Origin of the sequence: Lactobacillus sp. ESL0228, from assembly GCF_003692825.1 — a bacterium.
Classification (GTDB): domain Bacteria; phylum Bacillota; class Bacilli; order Lactobacillales; family Lactobacillaceae; genus Lactobacillus.
Genome location: NZ_REHJ01000011.1, coordinates 112,706 through 133,333, shown reverse-complemented (window position 1 = coordinate 133,333; position 20,628 = coordinate 112,706). Strand labels below are relative to the sequence as shown.

General features: G+C 34.5%; 15 protein-coding genes and 1 riboswitch. Of the genes, 9 read left to right on the top strand and 6 right to left on the bottom strand.

What is annotated here, in order from left to right:
• Positions 1–11 precede the first annotated feature (11 nt).
• Positions 12–800, bottom strand: a complete 789-nt coding sequence (gene thiM, locus F5ESL0228_RS07690) for a hydroxyethylthiazole kinase (RefSeq protein ID WP_122019236.1) — start codon at positions 798–800, stop codon at positions 12–14.
• Between the two features lie 71 nt (positions 801–871).
• Positions 872–975: riboswitch (TPP riboswitch) on the bottom strand.
• Between the two features lie 91 nt (positions 976–1,066).
• Here thiM and tenA point away from each other — a divergent pair.
• Positions 1,067–1,723: a thiaminase II gene (tenA, locus tag F5ESL0228_RS07685; protein ID WP_122019233.1), complete on the top strand. Its 657-nt coding sequence runs from the start codon at positions 1,067–1,069 to the stop codon at positions 1,721–1,723.
• A 33-nt stretch (positions 1,724–1,756) separates the two neighbouring features.
• On the opposite strand, the gene F5ESL0228_RS07680 is transcribed toward tenA, so the two are convergent.
• Positions 1,757–2,428, bottom strand: coding sequence for a type 1 glutamine amidotransferase (locus F5ESL0228_RS07680; RefSeq protein ID WP_122019231.1), 672 nt, complete (start codon positions 2,426–2,428; stop codon positions 1,757–1,759).
• Between the two features lie 64 nt (positions 2,429–2,492).
• Positions 2,493–3,305 (bottom strand): bifunctional hydroxymethylpyrimidine kinase/phosphomethylpyrimidine kinase, encoded by an 813-nt coding sequence (thiD, locus tag F5ESL0228_RS07675; protein ID WP_369916874.1) that lies wholly within the window; start codon positions 3,303–3,305, stop codon positions 2,493–2,495.
• 142 nt (positions 3,306–3,447) lie between these two features.
• On the opposite strand from thiD, the gene glpK reads away from it, so the two are divergent.
• The 3 genes from glpK to F5ESL0228_RS07660 all read left to right on the top strand — a co-directional run bounded on the left by glpK (position 3,448) and on the right by F5ESL0228_RS07660 (position 9,630).
• Positions 3,448–4,950: a glycerol kinase GlpK gene (glpK, locus tag F5ESL0228_RS07670; protein ID WP_122023380.1), complete on the top strand. Its 1,503-nt coding sequence runs from the start codon at positions 3,448–3,450 to the stop codon at positions 4,948–4,950.
• 33 nt (positions 4,951–4,983) lie between these two features.
• Complete coding sequence (locus F5ESL0228_RS07665; protein ID WP_122023379.1) at positions 4,984–5,757, top strand: tyrosine-protein phosphatase; 774 nt, start codon at positions 4,984–4,986, stop codon at positions 5,755–5,757.
• 966 nt (positions 5,758–6,723) lie between these two features.
• Entirely contained in the window at positions 6,724–9,630 is a 2,907-nt protein-coding gene (locus F5ESL0228_RS07660; RefSeq protein WP_122023378.1) for a MucBP domain-containing protein, read from the top strand.
• A 790-nt stretch (positions 9,631–10,420) separates the two neighbouring features.
• Here the strand turns inward: F5ESL0228_RS07660 and F5ESL0228_RS07655 are convergent.
• Positions 10,421–11,356 carry a class A sortase gene (locus F5ESL0228_RS07655; protein WP_233553583.1) on the bottom strand — a complete coding sequence of 312 codons (936 nt, stop codon included), beginning with the start codon at positions 11,354–11,356 and terminating at the stop codon, positions 10,421–10,423.
• A gap of 259 nt (positions 11,357–11,615) precedes the next feature.
• Between F5ESL0228_RS07655 and F5ESL0228_RS07650 the strand changes: the two genes are divergently transcribed.
• The 4 genes from F5ESL0228_RS07650 (at position 11,616) to F5ESL0228_RS07635 (ending at position 16,920) form a co-directional block, all read left to right on the top strand.
• Positions 11,616–12,506 carry a PRD domain-containing protein gene (locus F5ESL0228_RS07650; RefSeq protein ID WP_122023377.1) on the top strand — a complete coding sequence of 297 codons (891 nt, stop codon included), beginning with the start codon at positions 11,616–11,618 and terminating at the stop codon, positions 12,504–12,506.
• Positions 12,507–12,633: 127 nt separating this feature from the next.
• Positions 12,634–14,592, top strand: a complete 1,959-nt coding sequence (locus F5ESL0228_RS07645; protein WP_122023376.1) for a beta-glucoside-specific PTS transporter subunit IIABC — start codon at positions 12,634–12,636, stop codon at positions 14,590–14,592.
• 24 nt (positions 14,593–14,616) lie between these two features.
• Positions 14,617–16,062, top strand: coding sequence for a glycoside hydrolase family 1 protein (locus F5ESL0228_RS07640; RefSeq protein WP_122023375.1), 1,446 nt, complete (start codon positions 14,617–14,619; stop codon positions 16,060–16,062).
• Between the two features lie 33 nt (positions 16,063–16,095).
• Positions 16,096–16,920 carry a histidine phosphatase family protein gene (locus tag F5ESL0228_RS07635; RefSeq protein ID WP_233553581.1) on the top strand — a complete coding sequence of 275 codons (825 nt, stop codon included), beginning with the start codon at positions 16,096–16,098 and terminating at the stop codon, positions 16,918–16,920.
• A gap of 89 nt (positions 16,921–17,009) precedes the next feature.
• On the opposite strand, the gene F5ESL0228_RS07630 is transcribed toward F5ESL0228_RS07635, so the two are convergent.
• A complete protein-coding gene (locus F5ESL0228_RS07630; RefSeq protein WP_122023374.1) occupies positions 17,010–17,861 on the bottom strand; it encodes a helix-turn-helix domain-containing protein in 852 nt (283 codons plus the stop codon).
• Between the two features lie 98 nt (positions 17,862–17,959).
• On the opposite strand from F5ESL0228_RS07630, the gene F5ESL0228_RS07625 reads away from it, so the two are divergent.
• Positions 17,960–19,189 carry an MFS transporter gene (locus F5ESL0228_RS07625; RefSeq protein WP_122023373.1) on the top strand — a complete coding sequence of 410 codons (1,230 nt, stop codon included), beginning with the start codon at positions 17,960–17,962 and terminating at the stop codon, positions 19,187–19,189.
• A 186-nt stretch (positions 19,190–19,375) separates the two neighbouring features.
• Here the strand turns inward: F5ESL0228_RS07625 and F5ESL0228_RS07620 are convergent, their stop codons facing one another.
• Positions 19,376–20,611: an MFS transporter gene (locus F5ESL0228_RS07620; protein WP_122023372.1), complete on the bottom strand. Its 1,236-nt coding sequence runs from the start codon at positions 20,609–20,611 to the stop codon at positions 19,376–19,378.
• Between the last annotated feature and the right edge of the window lie 17 nt (positions 20,612–20,628).

Here is a 20,628-nt window from a genome sequence, read left to right as displayed (position 1 = left end):
AAAGTCGTCCTTTAGTCAAATTTTGCTATTTTTTCAATATCGGCAACTTGAACTTTAGCCAAGTAGTCTATCAGATGCATACCGAACGTGCCAGGGCCAATTTCTGGCTGGCCTTTAGCTAGTAATTCGCCAGTAGCTGCAAATACCAAGGTGGCAGTTTGAGCTGCTTCAAATGGATCAGTCCCAACTGCTGCAAAAGCTGCCACAATACTAGATAGTACATCACCTGAGCCAACATGGGCTTGAAATAGCGGGGTGCCGTTGTAAACATGTGCAATCTTCTTGCCATTGCTGATTGTGTCTGTTGCACCACTAGCAATAACAACACAGTCCAATTTTTGAGCCGTTTTTTGGGTGATTTGGTCAAGATTACCTGAACCCGAACCAGCATCAATCCCTCGGGCATTCCATTCAAAACCCCCTAAAGCTGCAATTTCACCAGCATTACCACGGATTATGCTAACTGGAAATCTGTGGAGGAGGGCCTGCGCTGTTTGCAGACGATAATTAACCGCTCCTACAGCGACAGGGTCAAATACGATAGGCTTTTTATCTTGGGTAGCTAAAGCGCCTATTTTTTTCATTTGGGCAATTTGCAACTGGGTTAAAGTGCCGAGATTAAGGGTGACGCTTGAAGCCATCTTAACCATTTCTTCGGCTTCGGCAATTTCCTTACTCATAATTGGTGAAGCACCAATAGCATTTAAACTATTAGCAACATCTTGAACGGTGACAAAATTAGCAGCATTTAAAACAACCGGATTTTTTTCTCGTAATTCATTGAGAATATTTAACTTCATTTCAACCTCCAACAATTGCACTAGCCTACTTGCGTAAATAAAAAACTTTGACACTATCATGTGTCAAAGCTTAACGGTTATTGACACGTTCCTACGCAAGAATTAGCTTACAGGTTCAAAGGGTCTAGAACGTAGTTCCATCTCAGCCTTGATGGGGGCTCCCCTCGTGTTATCGCTTTCTATTATAATGACTTTTTAAGTTTAAGACAATTAAAAATAGGCATAAAATAAGAATAAAATTAATAAAGTAGAAAAGAGGCAAATTAATGAGTTTCACGCAGCAATTGCATCAAGCAGCACAAAATATATGGCAAAAAAGTCTGGTGCATCCTTTCATTACAGAATTACAAAGTGGCCAACTACCGTTAACAAAATTTCGGTTTTATTTACTGCAGGATCGGTATTATTTAGTTGAATTTAGTAAGTTCCATCATCTATTAGCTGAACAAGCAGGTAATCCGCAAATTAAAAAATTTTTATTGCAGAGTGAAGCAGATCTTAGAGCTTGCGAATGGTCTGTCCGCAGTGATTTTTTTACGGAATTAAAAATTACTCCAATGGAAATTAGACAAACAGCGATTGCGCCTACTGCGTATAATTATGTCAATCATATGTATCTGACACTCGAACGTGATGGCTTTGCTCCAGCAATCGCTGCAATTGTTCCTTGTTATTGGTTGTATCAAGAAATTGGGCAAAAATTAGCTAAAGTTGGCTCACCCGTAACACTCTATCAAACATGGATAGATACTTATGATAGTGACTGGTATGAGGTCAATGTGACGCATATTTTGCAATTAATAAATACTTTGGCTAGTCAAGCCACCGTAACTGATCGTCAAATGATGCAAACAGCTTTTGTTCGCAGTAGCTACTACGAATTACAGTTTTGGCAAATGGCTTACGCAAAAGAGCGATGGTAATAAAAAACTGAACTAGCTAGTAGTTCAGTTTTTTTATTGAGCCGCAAGTCGTTTTTCATGCCGAGCCAAAATCATGTCAACAATTGCTTGGGCGACATTAAGGTTTTTTAATAATGGTCCATGAGAATAGGTACCAATAAAGTTATGATAACGTAGCCCTTCGACTTTATCTTGGGGGTTATTACCATAACCTTCAATCATTTTGCCTAAAGGATGCAGTTTTTCTTTATCATCAAAATATGTTTGTCCTGAATGGTTTTCAAAGGCACTAACTTCACCCCAGTCGCTCAGATACCTAGTATCACCAATCATTCGCTTATCTGACTTAAAAACGGTGTGGAAGGGTAAGATATCTAGTCCTTTAATTGTAATGCCAGAATTAGTTTTGTAATAAGAACCAACTAATTGATAGCCCCCACAAACACCTAACATTGGGCCGTCACTATTGATATAGTTGGTTAAAGTATCTTTATGACGTGGTAAGTCTTTGGCAACTACAGTTTGTTCAAAATCTTGGCCACCACCAAAAAAAACAAAGTCATAGTCAAAAGCGTCAAAGCTATCGTTTAAAGAAATATTATCTATTTGAGTTGTATAATTTTGTTTTTTTAGTAAATAGCGAATAATTTTGACATCACCAGAATCACCATAGGTATTCATTAGGTCTTCGTATAAGTATGCAATTTTAATTGATTTATCTGCCATTTTATCTCTACCTCTATTCTTTGGTTAAAGTATATCCTAAAGGTAAAGCGTGAGCAAAAGATAATTATTCAATATCTTCTTGGGCAGCGAAATGATTAATTGGACCATATTTTGAGCCAACTTCAATTGGATGAGCGATTGCTTCATAAGTAAAATCTTTAGCAATTTTAACACTGTCAATAATTGACATTTTTTTGGCAAGTTCAGCAGCAATAACTGCTGATAGGGTATCGCCTGTGCCGTTAATTCGTTCAGTATTAATAAACGGCTTAGTAAATTCATAAACCTGACCGTCAGCAGCCAGCAGTACATCGGTTACTCGGGTTTGGTGAGGACTATCGTGGCGCCCCTTCATTAAAACATTCTTCGCTCCCATTGCTTGTAACATTTTTGCCCCCATCAGCACTTCTTCTTTTGAATCCAAAGAAAGCCCTGTTAATTTTTGTTGTTCATAAAAATTAGGTGTAATGATATCAGCAAGTGGTAGTAGTTCATCTAAGAAAGCTTGGTAAGCGTCATCGTCAAGCAGGGTATTGCCATGTTTAGTCATAATAACAGGATCAATGACAATCTTACCCATATCATATTTACGCAAGTTAGCTGCAACGCAAGTAATAATTTCTTTATTAGCCAGCATTCCAGTTTTAAGAGCTGAAATTGCAAAATCATCATTTAGAACATCAAATTGCTTTTGAATAAATGAAATGGGCATTACTTCTTGGGCGTAGATTCCCGTGGTGTTTCCAGCAACAGCGGCAGTTAAGAGCCCCATGCCATAAACTCCGCGAGCATAAAATGAATGTAAATCTGCGGTCATTCCTGCACTACCGTCACTATCGTTTCCAGCAATTGTTAAGGTAATTATTTCTTTTTTCATAATTTTGTTATCCTCTTTTTAATCAAAGCTTGATGCTCACAGTATAACTTAAAAAATAGATCCCATGCTATAATTATTTCTTGTAAAAGTGGGCTTAGGTAGTAAAATTATAGTAAATCGCTTTCTTAAGAAAGGACAATTTATGGCAAAAAATTACATTATGGCAATTGATGAGGGTACTACTTCGACACGGGCGATGATTATAGACCATCAAGGTCATAAGATTGCTTCTTCGCAAACAGAATTTCCGCAGTATTTTCCTCAACCTGGATGGGTTGAGCACAAGGCTGAAGAGATTTGGCATGCAGTACAAACGACAATTGCTAATGCGATTATCAATTCCGGAATTCGTCCTGAACAAATTAAAGGTATTGGAATCACCAACCAAAGAGAAACTACAGTTATTTGGGATAAAAAAACTGGTAAACCTATTTATAATGCAATTGTATGGCAATCACGGCAGACAACCGAATTAGCCGAAAATTTAAAAAATAATGGCTATAGTCAAATGATTCATAAAAAAACGGGATTAATCATTGATCCTTATTTTAGTGCAACCAAAATAAGGTGGATCTTGGATCATGTAGACGGGGCACAGAAACGCGCAGAGCAAGGTGACTTGTTGTTTGGAACTATTGATAGCTGGTTGTTATGGAAGTTGACTGATGGCACAGTTCATGTGACGGACTATACTAATGCTTCTAGAACAATGCTATTCAATATTCATGATTTACAATGGGATGATGATATTTTGAATTTGCTTAATATTCCTAAAGAAATGCTTCCCAAAGTCAAATCAAATTCTGAAATTTATGGTTATACCAAGTCTTATACTTTTTTTGGTGAGAAAGTTCCAATATGTGGAATTGCAGGCGATCAACAAGCGGCTTTAGTTGGACAGTTGGCATTGAGAAAGGGTATGGTAAAAAACACCTATGGAACAGGTTCATTTATTGTAATGAATACAGGTGAGCAGCCAACCGAATCAGATAATAATTTACTTACAACCATTGCATATGGACTTGATGGTAAAATAACATATGCACTTGAAGGATCGATTTTTGTTTCTGGTAGTGCCATTCAATGGTTACGAGATTCAATGAAAATGATTAAAACGGCAGCAGAGTCGGAGAAAGCGGCTAGTTTATCAAAATCTGAAAATGAGGTTTATGTTGTTCCAGCATTTACAGGACTTGGCGCCCCGTACTGGGATTCAGAAGCTCGAGGTGCCGTATTTGGAGTTACACGTGGAACAAATAGAAATGATTTTATCAAGGCCACGCTCCAATCGTTAGCTTATCAAACTAGAGATGTAGTTGATACAATGCAACTTGATTCCGGAATTCAAATTCCTACCTTGCGTGTCGATGGCGGGGCATCAAATAATGATTATTTATTGCAATTTCAAGCAGACCTCTTAGGAATAAAAATTGAGCGGTCGCAAATGTTGGAAACGACTGCTTTAGGGGCGGCTTTTTTAGCAGGTCTTGCCGTGGGTTATTGGAAAGATGTTGATGAGCTTAAAGATATTTTTGTTGTCGGTAAGACATTTGAAAGTCAAATGGATGATGGCGAACGAAACCGTTTATATCAAGGCTGGAAAAGAGCCGTTAAGGCAACGCAGATTTTTGCTCATGATGAATGAATTTGATATTTGAGTTAAGAAAGAGTGAGTTAATTGGTACATGATCGAATTATTAAATTGGATGGGCCGTTGAATTTTAGAGATGTTGGCGGCTATCAAAATGAAAATGGCCAGAAAGTTAAATGGAATAAAATTTATCGGTCTGATTCGCTTAGTTCATTGACTGCAACTGATCAAACTAAATTAGTTCAATTACGAATTGCAGTTGATTGCGATTTGCGTTCCCAGTACGAGAAAAAATCTTCTCCAGATATACATTGGTCAAATGTTAAATACGTTGATGTGCCAATATATGATGAAAATGAGTCAGGAAGTCAGAGTAACCACCACATTTATCGCTTTCTTCATCACATTCCCAATTTGAATAATAATTTTATTGGTCGAATTTATCAGCAAACATTGCTTAATTCACATAGTCGGGAGATGTTTGCTCAAATATTTACCGAGTTATTGAAACTAAAGCCAGATCAGGCATTGGTCTACCATTGCAGTGCAGGTAAAGACCGAACGGGGATGGTCTCAGCACTAATTTTGATGGCTTTAGAAGTCGGTGACGATACAATTGCTCGCGATTATTTATTAACTAATAAACTCTATGACTTTGCTGTTTCGCGTCAATTGCCCAGCAATGATGAAATTACACAGATGGTCGCTAAGATGAATGTTACTAAAGGCGAAGGTATTGCTATTCGTGGTATTACTGAAACTATTCGTGGTGGCTGGGGCGATTTTGCTACTTTCTTTGAAAAGGAATTAGGATTTAATAGTGCTGATCTGACTCAGTTAAGACAAATGTATTTAGAATAATGATATCTTTTTATGAAAGATAACAAAAGTTTAGGCATTTATAATTCAGATGAATTCATTGTAAATATTTTGGTAGTCGAATCTTATTAAAATGAGAGGAACAATGTTTATCTACCAGATTGCTTTTTTGCTATAGCATGCTTACCACAATCTTGTTAGATAATTCGTTTCTTATTCAGTCTAATGTATATTATGGGAAATTGTCATTAGCACTGGAATAGTGGCAGACATTAACAAAGATATGACCGTTGTTAGTGTGATGACTAAGCATAGTAGACATAATAATCAAGTTTTAAGATTACATGATGGACCTTAGTTTTAACTTAATGAAGCAAATTAAAAGAAAATCAGTAAAAATGAGGTCATGATCTTCAACATTGAGCGACAATTTAAAACAATAAACAATTTCTGATGTGAATCTGAAAAGTGGAATCAACAGTTTTTTAATGTAAAGAAAAACTTATGTTTCTTTTTATCATAATGCGGCGGTAAATTGATAGCTTAAAGAAACTACAAATAATGAATCTTTCTTTTAAACCAGATAAATGTTATTACAATAGTAATTTTAATCTATTTAGTTAACGTAAATAATTTAAAAATAAAATAACTTATTAAAGTATCTATAATCTTTTTTAAAAATTTACTTGTGTAATATATAATTTTGTTATAAATAATATATTGTATTTTGCGTTATAATATTATGATTTTATAGTAATATAATTAACGAATATCTTGTTTGCTTTCCTAACTTATGGGCATGTAAAGAAAAAGATAATTTAAAACAGTTTTGCAGTATTTATAAAAACTACTTACTTACGGCAAACTGTTAAAATAAATAACACTGTAATACATAATTGAATTGTTTATATTTATGGAATTAAAACCGTTTGACACGTAACATAATCATTTTTATAATGAAGAAAAACATATCTATACTAACTTTAATTAAATAAGATTAGTAAACCGATGGTTATTAGAAATGGTCAAATTATGAAAAATGAACAAACAGCTATTATAAAACAATTTTCGCATCTAGGTAAAGTTAACGTTAGTATTGCCGGTGCTGTTTTAAGCGCTGCTTTATTTCTAGCTAATCCCAATGTTAAGGAAATAAAGGCGGATACGGTTACCGATAAAGAAAGCCAAGTCAATGATCATAAAGTTATAGATAATCACGAATCCAGTCAAAATCAAAATAATCAGGTTGCTAAGGTAAAATTGATTGCAGATCAGATTACTACTAATTCTGGCAATAAAGAATCTACTGCTCAACGATTAAGTCAAACTGAACAATCTAAGCAACAACCTCAATTAAACGACAAAAAAGATCATACAAAAATTAGCAGTCAAAGTGAGGAGCCGAGTAATAATACTTGGAATGGTCTAAAAGTAACTTATAATGATCAAACAAAAGCATTAACTATTAATAAAGGTGGAAGTATAACTGATCCTGATCCAATTGCTTCCAATATACCACACTATCAAGATATTGAATCTATCAATATTGCTGATAAAATAAAAATTTGGGGCAAAGCAAATAATTTGTTTGCTAATCTACCAAATTTGAAATCAATTAAAAATCTAGACAACTTAGATACATCACAAGTTACTCATATGACTGGAATGTTTGCTAATGATTCCTCTCTTCAATCTCTTGATTTAAGTTCTCTTGATACCAGCAATTGTGGGGCAATGGATCGGATGTTCAGTAATGATGCTAATCTGACCACACTTGCTTTAAATAAATTTAATACAAGTAAAGTTAAGTACATGCAGTATATGTTTGACGGTGATAGTAGTTTAACTAAATTAGATTTAAGCAACTTTAAAGCTATCGAAACAGTTGATTCAAGTTATATGTTTAGAAATTGTGCTAATTTAACAAATCTTACTTTTGAAGATTTCGGAGGTGAAAAGATTGTCTATTTTATGCATATGTTTGATGGTTGTACTAAATTATCTGAATTAGACTTGAGTAGCTTTGAAAGCAAGGTTGCATCCGATACTAGCTATATGTTTAGTGGATGTACTAATTTAACTAACTTAAAAACTCCCGACATTAACACTAGTCAAGTTGTGTATATGAATTCAATGTTTAAAAATTGTGGAAAACTAGAAAAATTAGACTTGAGCACTTTTAACACAACCTCAGCATTAAGTATGAGTTATATGTTCTACAATGATCTCAGTTTAAAATATTTAAACCTTAGTAGTTTTTCAATGCATCAAGTTATTTATAAAGAGAATATGCTTAGTGGACTTAAAGATTTAGCTGTTTTTGTTCTAGGCAAAGATTCCGTTATTTCAGGAACCGGTTTAGATACACCAAAAGATTGGATTCGTGTCAAAGGCGGTACTATACAACATCCTAAAGGTACAATTAAAATATCCTCTACTAATCTAGCAGCTAACTATAATGGTGAAACAGATGCTGATACCTATGTACATAATAATTTACAATCGTTATATAAGGCGACAATTAATTACATCGATCTGGATAATAATTCGGTACTTGAAGCAGATAAAGTAGATATTGTATCCGGAACTATAATTCAATATAAAGAAAAATACAACCAGATCGTCAATTCTTTAATTTCTAAAGGATATGTACTAAATTCCTCAAAATCAAATTTACCTTTAAATAATGAGCAAAACATTTCAATTCCTGATAATGTAACTGGTGACATTACTTATACTGTTGCCTTTAACCATCGAGAAGCTCCTAAACAAGGGAAAGCTGTTACAATTCATTATCAAGATACAACTGGGAATGATTTAATTCAGCCAATTATAATTAATGGTAAAATTGGTGATCCATATACAAGTCAAGAAAAAAAGTTTTCAGATTATCAGTTAAAAGAAGTTAAAGGTAATAAAACCGGTACAATTAGCGACACTGAGCAAAATATTTATTATATTTATGAAAAAATCACCAAGCCAGCTCCTGATCCTTCAATTCCTACTTCCTCTAAGGCGACAATTAATTACATCGATCTAGATAATAATTCGGTACTTGAAGCAGATGAAGTAGATATTGTACCCGGAACTATAATTCAGTATAAAGAAAAATACAATCAAATCGTCAATTCTTTAATTTCTAAAGGATATGTACTAAATTCCTCAAAATCAAATTTACCTTTAAATAATGAGCAAAACATTTCAATTCCTGATAATGTAACTGGTGACATTACTTATACTGTTGCCTTTAACCATCGAGAAGCTCCTAAACAAGGGAAAGCTGTTACAATTCATTATCAAGATACAACTGGGAATGATTTAATTCAACCAATTATAATTAATGGTAAAATTGGTGATCCATATACAAGTCAAGAAAAAAAGTTTTCAGATTATCAGTTAAAAGAAGTTAAAGGTAACAAAACCGGTACAATTAGCGACACCGCACAAAATATTTATTATATTTATGAAAAAATCACCAAGCCAGCTCCTAATCCCTTACAACCTAGTCATAAAAGTCCTATGTCGCCAAATAAATCTGATTTAAATCAGTCATCGGCGCCTGAGAACCGTCACAGTCATCAAACAGAACCAAGTAATGAACAAAAGCAATTGATACTGCCAAATAAGCATCGTCGCAATCTGTCAATATGGGAAAAGCGTGAGCAACAACAATCATCGGAAAAATCAAAGCAAGACCTAGCTAATGCAAGTAACCACCAATTGGTCACAATCCCACGTTTAATGAGCAACAAGTTAACAGTTCCACCGGATGATAAAGTAAATAAAAATTCAATGCTACCGCAAACGGGCAGCAACCAAAAAGAAAAAAACTTGTTTACTTTCAGTGGAATCATTGCTTTATTAATGACACTAATAGGTGGTTTAGGATTTAAACGCAAGAAAAAACAAGATTAATTCATAAATGTTGATCTATAGATACAATTAATCAAGTTAGCCTTTTTAATAAGTATACTTATAAACTTAAATAGTTTCTTTTCATGTCAGTTCTTAAATTTGTTTGATTATTAAAAAATATTGCTGATAGTTAAACTGATGTTTAATTAAGGCTCTGTGATAAAACCTGTTGATAGATATTCCTATGATATCCAATCAATAGGTTTTTTATTTGGATAAAAAAGACATAAGCTTTTCTTTATATTTAAAAATTTGTTAATATCACTCTTCAGATTAATATTGGAAATTACATACGTTTTTTAGTGATGTATTAAATTGTCTCTCAATATTGCGAATTTTGATCACATTTTTACTGACTTTTCTTTTGAGTTGTTTATTATTGGCTATAATTTAATTAATTTTTTATAAGTATAAAATATAAGATTGCAATTAAAATTAATAGCTAATTATGGTTCTCGACTGTTAATTATTTATCAATAATTAAGAAGTTATAGGTAGTTCATGACTATCTACTGAATCACGTCAAATGTAAAAGTAATAATATGTATTTCTTCTTCTTTTTTGTGCAACAATAAACTGTGATATTGGTTTGGAGTGTTAAATCCATAATAATTTTGAATGCCATGTTATTTTGCCTGAAAAATTAGATTATCTAATATAGACTATTATGAATCGATTGTTTGATAGTCTTAATTCATAGATCATAGCCATTACCATTAATTTCGAGCTTAGAATATTGTGGCGTGATGATCTTAGGGGTAAGCAAACTTAATGATGAAAATTTAGTCGATTACCAAATTTTTATAAGTAACCAACTAATGATAATTAGAAAAATAATATTGAATGTGATAATTGAAATTTTAATAAAGGACTGGTTTTGATAGAACTTGGGTTGAGCAGCTGCCCGAGGACAGCTTTTATGAATGACTTTTTTATTTGTTAAAATTAGCTTGTTTTTGGCACTATAGGCCTTATTCTTAGATTTAATTAGCTCAGCGATCCTTAGATTGGTTATACTAGCGCTGGCTTGACCGACCAGTTTTCCCTGAGCTACCGTTCGATTAGCACCATAGCCGTATTTTGATGTATTAAAATCAGAACAAGTTATTAATGTGATCATTGGTTTGTTTCTGACATTATTTTCTACTTCAATTTGGTTAGGTTTGATTTCTACAGAAATCTTTTTAATGCGATAAAGATAGATGTTGCGTAAATCTGTGATATAAACAAGATCACCTGGTTTAGTTAAGTGCAGATTATCTAGAACCGCTGCATTGGCTGAACCCATATAATGTCCGGCAAGAACATAATTATTATTCCCTCCCATGGATCGATTAGGAAGGCAAGTAACGACACCATATGATAAATTTTGATTGTTTTTGCCATATCCAGCAAATAGCGGCACATGAATATTAACAGCAGGAATTGAAACCTGCCCAATACTATATGCCTTTTGAGACTGTGATTTAATTAGCTTAACGGTACTAACAGATTCAGTTTTACTGGCATCATAAGTAGTCTTATGCTGTTGATTCTTGCGGATTTTTTGGGCTGTTAGATTGGAGCTAGCTTTTTCGGAATTATTTTTGATAAGATATGCATTACCAATTCCAGAGCCAAAAAATACTAATGTGATACCCAAATAAAAGAGCATCCCCAAGAATAAAACAATAATTGAATTTAAAAAGCGTTGTTTTAACGAATAATTTTGTGTCTTCGTGGTCATTAAAGTAAACCTTTTTTCTATTTGGTGGGAACAAAAAGTAGTAATTAATATTAAAATATATATTTTGCTTAAGTACAAATATTTATAACTAAATAAATGCTGATGAAAAATACGTAAATAAGTATTGAAATCGCTTTAACAATGATGTATAATTTTATAAGTAAATAAGTGTGTTACTGATTCGATCAGGCATGAACCTATGAACAACAAGTTTTTTGTGCTGCTCATAGGTTTTTTTATTGGGACAGGAGTATGCTGAGTGAAATTTCGTAAAAATTTTAACAATAACGCTGCTTTGGTGTCGGATAAATCTGGTGTCGATTGGGTAGTAATTGGTAATGGAATTGGCTTTGGCAAAAAACCAGGTGATGCCATTGACGAAGAAAAAATTACTCGTCGTTTTGTTGCGGTTGAGAAAAATATTAAAATGATTGATAATATCAAAGATATTGATCAACGAACCTTGTCTTTAACTTCTATTGTTACTGATCTAGTTTCAAAGCGACTGCAAGTAAAGTTTTCTGATTATCAGTATATGGTTTTAGCTGATCATATTGATTTTATGCTTAAAAGAACTGATGAAAGGTTTGAATTGGGGCCAGACACATTAAGTTGGGAAATGAATAAGCTCTTTCCTAAAGAGTATGGTGTTGCTAAAGATGCATTAAAGCTGATAGAACAAAAAACGAATCTAGCTTTTCCACAATCGGAAGCAGTTTATTTAACCTATCACTTCATTAATGCGGGTTCTAGTCAAACCAAGTTGCAGGATACTGTAAAAATTACCAAACTGATCCGTGGAGTAGTTGAGATAATCGAATATCAGTATGGCATGCAGCTTGATACCGAATCCTTTAATTTCAGTCGGTTTATGACTCATTTGCGTTTATTTATGGTACGGCATCTTTATCCAATTGGTGATGAAGATACTGGTAGTGAACTTGATCATTCTTTGCTTGAATTAATGAAAGTTAAGTACAATAAAGCATATGAGACAGTTTTAAAGATCGGCACTTATTTATCAAATCAAGCTGGTTGGAAATTGCAACCTGATGATGAGGTTTATTTAACGCTTCATGTTTGGCGAGTTACTCATCGACAAAGTAACAAGCAAGCCAAAAATTCAGGTCAAGGTCCAATCAATAATTAATCAAAGTTTGAACGGTGTGTTACTGTTTACAGGCATTAACCCGAGAACATAAAGAAAATTCTATTGTTGTCTTAACAAGGAGTCTTCTTTGAGTTCGCGGGTTTTTATTTTTTAGATGGAGGAAGATATGGCTTACGAAGAATTAAGTCAAGAAATTATCGCCAACGTTGGTGGTAAGGATAATGTTGCCAGCGTGGTGCATTGTACGACACGTTTGCGTTTCAAATTGAAAGATGAGAAAAAGGCAAATGACGAAAAGATGAAAGCGACTGATGGAGTACTTTCATTAGTTAAATCTGGTGGTCAATATCAAGTTGTTATTGGTAATAACGTTGCTGATGTCTATGATACTTTAATTAAAGTTGGTGGCTTTAGCGATGGTGGCACAGTTAGTGATGATTATGTTGATAACAGCAACATGAGTTTAGCTGATAGATTTATTGATTTAATCTCTGGCATTTTCAATCCAATCTTAGGACCTCTATGTGCAGCTGGAATGATTAAGGGCTTTAATGCTATGTTTCTATCTTTTGGCTGGGTTGCAGCCAATTCAGGAACATACATTATTTTAAATGCAATTGGCGATAGTTTATTCTATTTCTTACCTGTTATTTTGGGGATTTCTGCTGCTAAGAAGTTTGGCATTAATGAATACTTAGGAGCGACAATTGGCGCGGCACTTTGTTATCCAACAATTGTGACCATGGCAAGTAGTAAGACGGCACTATTTACTGTTTTCAAGGGCACAATTTTACAGGCTCCCGTTCACATGACTTTCTTAGGTATACCTGTAATTTCGATGAATTATACTTCATCAGTTATTCCGATTATTTTATCAATCTGGTTTGCTTCGAAAGTTCAAAAATTGGCTAAGAAGATTATTCCTGACGTTGTTAAGACTTTCTTAGTACCATTTGTTGTTCTTTTGATTACTGTTCCGGTTACTTTTTTAGTCATCGGACCGGTGGCTACGTGGCTTGGTAATGCAATTGCAGCTATAGTTAGTGCGCTTTACAACTTTAGTCCACTGTTAGCTGGTATTTTAATGGGTGCTTTCTGGCAAGTCTTTGTGATTTTTGGTGTCCACTGGGGCTTTGTAGCTGTGATGATGACCAATATTGCCGCTATGGGATATGATCCGATTTTAGGATTATCTTTAGCTGCTTCATTTGCGCAAACCGGTGTTGTTTTAGCAATTATTTTCCAAACTAAGAATGAAAAAACTCGTAGTATTGCGATTCCTGCTTTTGTTTCTGGTATTTTTGGTGTAACTGAGCCAGCAATTTACGGAGTTACTTTATCGCGTAAAAGACCATTTATCCTTAGTTGTATAGCTTCTGCTATTGGTGGTGGAATGATTGGTTTCTTTGGTACTAAAGTTTACTTAATGGCTGGTATGGGCATCTTCTCAATTCCTGATGCAATTGGGAAAAATGGTGTTGATGGTCGAGTTTACGGCTTAATGATTGCCATGGCCGTTGCGACAGTTCTTGGTTTCATTTTACAAATGCTGTTTGGTAAAAGTAGCGTTGATGAACCACTTGTTGGTGCAACAACTTCTGCTGATGCTGGTACTCAAGCACCGGCTAATGAAAATGGGGCAACAACTAAAACAGCTGTAGTAACATATAATGAGGCAGAAAAGCTGGTTGCTCCGTTAACTGGTCAAGTATTGCCGTTATCTGAAGTTAAAGATGAAGTTTTTGCTAGTGGCTCAATGGGTAAAGGTGTAGCGATTGAACCAGCAGAAGGTAAAGTTTGTGCGCCATTTGATTGTCAAGTTATGATGGTATTTCCAACGGGACACGCTATTGGTCTTAAATCGGCCACTGGTGCTGAAGTAATGATTCATATTGGAATGGATACAGTTGAATTAGATGGCAAAGGGTTTACAATCTTAGTTAAGAAGGATCAAACAGTTAAGGCAGGTGAACCTTTAATTGAATTTGATATAGCAGCAATTAAAGAAGCTGGATTCACGGTTACAACACCAATTGTTGTTACAAATTCAAATAATTATCATGATGTAAAGGTACTTGCTAGTGGCGATGTTAACTTCGGCGATGCATTGCTTGATCTAGAATAAGCGGTTAATGAAAGGAGATTTGCTATGAATACTAATAATTTTCCTAAAAACTTTTTATGGGGTGGCGCAACTGCTGCTAACCAACTTGAAGGAGCATATCAAGAAAGCGGTAAGGGGTTATCATTACCTGATGTTTTACCAGGTGGAAAAGATCGAATGAAGATTATTGCTTCTCCTGATTTTGATTTTTCGATTGATCCTAAGCGGGTTTATCCAAACCACGTTGGGATTGATCATTATCATCATTTTAAAGAAGATATTGCTTTATTTGCAGAGATGGGCTTTAAATGCTATCGTTTTTCGATTGCTTGGTCTCGAATTTTTCCCAATGGTGACGAAAAACAACCTAATGAGGATGGTCTTAAGTTTTATGATGCAGTAATTGCTGAGTGCTTAAAGAACCATATTGAACCAGTAATTACTATTTCACATTACGAATTACCACTAAACCTCATTAAGCAATATGGTGGCTGGAAGAACAAAAAATTAATTGAGTTCTTTGAACGCTTTGCGCAAACTGTTTTGACTCGTTATAAAGATAAAGTTAAATACTGGATGACTTTTAATGAAATTAATAGTGCTGCACATTTTCCAATTATGAGCCAGGGATTAACTGTAAGTAATGGCGCCTTAGACAAAAAGAATATTTATCAAGCTTGGCACAATCAATTTGTTGCCAGTTCAAAGGCAGTTAAGATAGGTCATGAATTAAATCCTGCTATGAAGATTGGTTGTATGATTCTGTATGCAACAACTTACAGCTATGATTCAAATCCTAAGAACCAATTAGCAACCTTACAGGACAATCAAGCTAATAATTTCTTCTGTGCTGATGTTCAAGTTCGAGGACATTATCCAGCTTATACTAAGAGCTTACTAGCTCGGCAGGGCGTCAAGCTATCCGATCTTGATTATACAGATGAAGAGCTTGATTTATTAGCTAAATATCCGGTTGATTATATTGGCTTCAGTTATTACATGTCATCTGTTGTTGATGTAACTCATGAAAACCAAGAAACGGCTAACGGCAACTTAATGGGTGGCGTCAAGAACCCATTCTTAAAATCAAGTGATTGGGGCTGGCAAATTGATCCAACTGGTTTAAGAATTGCGCTCAACCAATTATCTGATCGCTATGAAAAGCCACTATTTATTGTTGAAAATGGTTTAGGAGCAGTTGACGAGCCTGATAAAAATCATTATGTAACTGATAATTATCGAATTGACTATTTGCGCCAACATATTGAGGCAATTTCTGAAGCAATTGATGATGGTGCTGATGTAATGGGATACACACCATGGGGCTGTATTGATTTAGTCAGTGCTTCAACAGGTGAAATGTCCAAGCGTTATGGCTTTATCTATGTTGATGAGGATGATGAAGGCAAAGGAACTTTCAATCGTTTCAAGAAGAAGTCATTTGACTGGTATAAACAAGTGATTTCAACCAATGGGGCAGATTTAAGCTAAATTTTTACGAATTTAAAAAAGTGGAGAACAAGAATGAAACGTAAATGGATAAAAATTTTAGTATTATCTATAAGTATTGTTAGTGCATTCTCTTTTGGTGTAAATTCAGCGCAAGCTAAAGGTAAGAGTGAGAGACCGGTAACAATCTATTTAACTCGTCATGGCGAAACAACAGCTAACGTGATGCATTTGGCACAGGGTTGGAGTGATTTTACTCTAACTGACAATGGGGTTAAGGGCGCAGAATATTTAGGTAAAGGTTTAAAAGGTATTAAATTTAACGCTGCTTATTCTGGTGATTTGACTAGACAAGAAAAAACTGCTCAAGGAGCATTAAAGTATTCTGGTAATACGAAAGTGAATTTAAAAGTTGACACACGTTTACGTGAATGCAATTATGGGAGTTATGAAGGACGTCCCGACATAGCACAAAATGTACCAGAAATTGCTCAATATTTTGGCTATAACAGTGTTCAAGATTTCCAAACTAAGACTGGAAAAATGTTTCAAAATAAAATGCAAGATGGTTATTATGCTTTAGACCAACAAAACAAGTTGAATACTAATTTGCCATCTCAATATCGTGCAGAAAGTTCTGAAGCAGTTCAAAAACGTATGACTGATGTATTGACAGTTATTGCTAAAAAACAACAGAAAAGAGGCGGTAACGTCTTAGTTGTTAGTTCTGGTATGTCGATTAACATGTTTCTTTCAGCACAAAATTACCCAGAATATCAAGGTGTAGGAATAGCTAATGATGCAGTTACTAAATTGGTTTATAAAAATGGTAAATTTAGTTTAACTGGACCTATTGGAGACTTACGTTACTTTAATAAAGGCAGAGAAAATCGTAAGTAAAGTTTATTCGGTATTAGGTAAAATTTGACTATTAATAAAGAGCGGGATTTAAATCCCGCTCTTTATTTGCTTCAATCATATTTAGTATATTAATCATGATATTGAGCAACAAATTTTTGCCAATCTCGACTACTTTCAGTCATACCTAGCATAGATAACTGTTCAATTTCTTTTTGGCAGTTATCAAGAAAAATCTGTTGGGGATCATCATGATAATTTATGAGATTTTCTAAAATTAAGATTGCTATTCTAAGAAAGCATGTTTCTGGTTGTGTGGGAATTTTTTGTGCCATTATAAGTAATTCCTTAGCCTGATGGTAGACATGGTTCTCAATACACATAGTGATCATATTGGATAAAATTGCTAACAGTAGGTACTGGATTTCTATATTCGAACTATTTTGAAATTGTTTGATAATTTTTTTAGTTATCACTAGGTTACTATCGAAATCATAAAAGTACATAAAATTGCAAAAAATTATTAAGGAATTTTGATCAAAATTTTCAGTAGAGAAAAATAAACTTTTACTTGCCATTTTTTCTTCTTCAGTGAATTGAGTGTCAGAGCCACTTATTAAAGCTATGCACGCATCAAGTATTAATGCAATTTTTTCTTGTTTTACTAAAAGAGTACTGGCTAACTCATGTTTGATTTTTTTAAGTTGACTCAGATTATTATGGTAATAGGCACTAATAATTCGATCATTAAGTTCTTTAACTGTTAAGGAGACATTTTTTTCTTGATTAGTTACTTGACTAAAAAAATCAGCTAAATTAACTTGATTGTAATTTAAAATTTCAATTAAATCACTTGCTGAAATTCTGGTCGTGTTTTTTTCAATTTTAGAGTAAAAAGATGGACTAACAATATCACCAATCCATGCTTTTTGTGTTTTGCCAGCTGCCAAACGGTAACTTTTAAGTAATTCAGCAATTGTCATTTAGTTTACTCCAGATTTCATATATGACATTTTTACACATCAAATTATAGCCTAATTAAAATAAAGATATCAATAAAAAGAAAGATGGAGCTAAAATTATGGATATCTTTTTAAAAAATAGTAAGTATCGCAAGTTTTCACTTGCAAGTATTTTATCAAGTGCGGGTGACATTTTATTTTATTTAGCATTAGTGACCTATGCCAGTAAATTAAAAAATTATTCATTGGCATTGTCGTTAATCGCAATTTCTGAGTCTGTTCCTAAATTATTTGCAAGTGTTGGTGGATATTTAGCCGATCAAACTCGCAATAAATTTCAAAAAATAGTTTGGTTGGCTGCGTTTAGGGGTGTGCTATATCTCTTAGTGGGTGTTCTTTTTAGTTTAAACATTGCTGGTTGGAATTTGGTTATGATGGTAATCATTATTAATTTTTTCTCTGATACAGCAGGAATTTATTCGACCGGATTAATGACGCCTATAATTGTTAATTTGGTTAAAGAAGATCAAGTTGCGGAAGCAGAGGGTTTTACTGCAGGTGTTTCACAGATTATTACAATGGTAGCACAATTTGTAGGCTCTGGCATGCTACTATTTATGTCGTATTCAATGCTAGCAATTGTTAACAGTGCAACATTTATTATTGCAGGGATAATTTATTGGAGCGTAGAGCGAGGACAAATAAGTAGCACTATTCAGAATGAAATAGAGAAACGTAGTTTCTTCTCAGTAGTAACAAAATCATTTGGGCAAGTAAAAACAGCTTCAGGCTTGTTGAGTACGGTTTTGGTACTTGCTTTATTAAATGGAGTTCTTAGTACGATTGAGCCCTTAATAGCAATTGTCGTTGCCGGTAATCGTCAGAAAATGATAATTGGTACCTATAGTTTTACAATTGCTTTGGTTGGTGGCGCAGCGGCTGTTGGAATATCTTTAGGTAGTATTTGGGGTGTAAAAATTTTTAAGAAAGTGTCTTTATATAAAATTATCTTGTTAGCAACTATTGCTGCAATAGTTGTTACTAGTGCATTGATTATTAAACAGATATTTTGGGGATTAGCAGCGTATAGTTTATTAGGCTTTTTTGCTGGAATTGCAAGCCCCAAGCTAACTCAGTGGATGGTATCATCAGTTGAGCGCCAAATTTTGGCATCAACGGTTGGACTATTAAATACAATTTTGTTACTTATCAGTCCCATGATGACAACTGTGTTTACCACAATATCCGCTGTTTCAAGGGTAAACTATTCTTTAGGACTACTATTAATAGTAAATGGTATGGTTTTGATTATTACACTCGTTTTAATGAAAAAAGAAGTTAATAAGTGATAAGAGAGTGTAGAAAAAAGAAATTTTTTATCTAAAGATATTTAAATAAAAAACCTCCAAACTGAATTATGATATGAGCCCCGAAGTTAGGACAACTTCGGGGCTCATATCATTTGATCCAATTTAGAAGGTTAATCTCAAGTATTATTGGCTTTTGGTTTATTTTTAGTTTTTCCTAGACTCTATTTAATTCTTTTCTTTTTTTAAGCTAAAGAAAATGATCAAAATAAAGTTAATCGCTAGCATCAATCCTGTTGTCCAAAAGACAGTTGCATAATTGAATACACCGGAAATTGCGGAACCCATTAATGAGCCAAAAACAGAACCGACGGCTTGAAAAGATTGATTATAGCTAAAAATGCGACCAAAGCTCTCAGGTGGCGTATTTAGAGTTAAGACTGTTTGTGCAGCGGGAAGCATTGCTGCACTGGCAATTCCAAGAAGAAAACGCAGTCCTGCTAATATCCACGGTGAGTGCGTGAGCGCCATTGGTACAAAAAGAATGGCACCAACGCTCAAACCAACGCGTAAAATCTTGAGTGGACCAATTTCATCCATCTTGTGTCCGATCTTAGAAGCAGCAAGCAAGGTTCCAAGTCCTGGCGTGGCAGCAACCACACCAGCAACAAAAGCAATATTTTTACTATTAGGCATCATGGACTTAACATACAGCGATACGATTGGATCGATTGACATATTAGCTGCTTGAACCAATAACGTCGTCAGAAACATTGCTACAATTAACTTTACGTGAGGAAGTGTATGCATGATTTCTTTCATCGGTTTCATTGCTTCACGTGAAATTGGTGTAAATTCTTCGTTAACCAGGAATGTAGAACTTAAGAAGACTAGCAACATCAAAAAACCGGTAATAAAAAAGGGAATGCGATAACCCCAAGCTCCACCAAGCCAATTACCAAAAAAGTTGGATAAAAGGCCACCTAAAAGCGGGCCAACTAAGTTGCCAGCAGTACCGGCGGTCATCATCTGACTCATAACCCAACCACTTTTTTGATGTGGGGTTTCTCCCGCAATCAGTGCCGTTGCATTATTGATATAACCTGAAAAGGCACCTTGAATGAATCGCATAACGATGATATAAATTGCATTAGGTGCAAATCCGGTGGCGGTAATCGTTAGAGCCATTACCCCAGAAGCTCGCATACACATTAATTTGCGTCCCTTGCGGTCAGCTAAATTTCCCCAATAAGGTGAAACTATTGCCTGGGCAATAAAAGTCATTGCAAAAGCCAGTCCGGAATAAAGACTAACCTGCAATTGAGAGTAATGCCCAAGGTCTGCAATAAATAATGAAATAAATGGCATCGTCATTGAATAACCCATGCCTGTAATAAAACAACCTAACCATAAAGTATAAAAAGCTTTGTGCCAGCCAGCTGGCAGTGTATTAGAACGTGCCAAAATGTCCTCATCTTTCT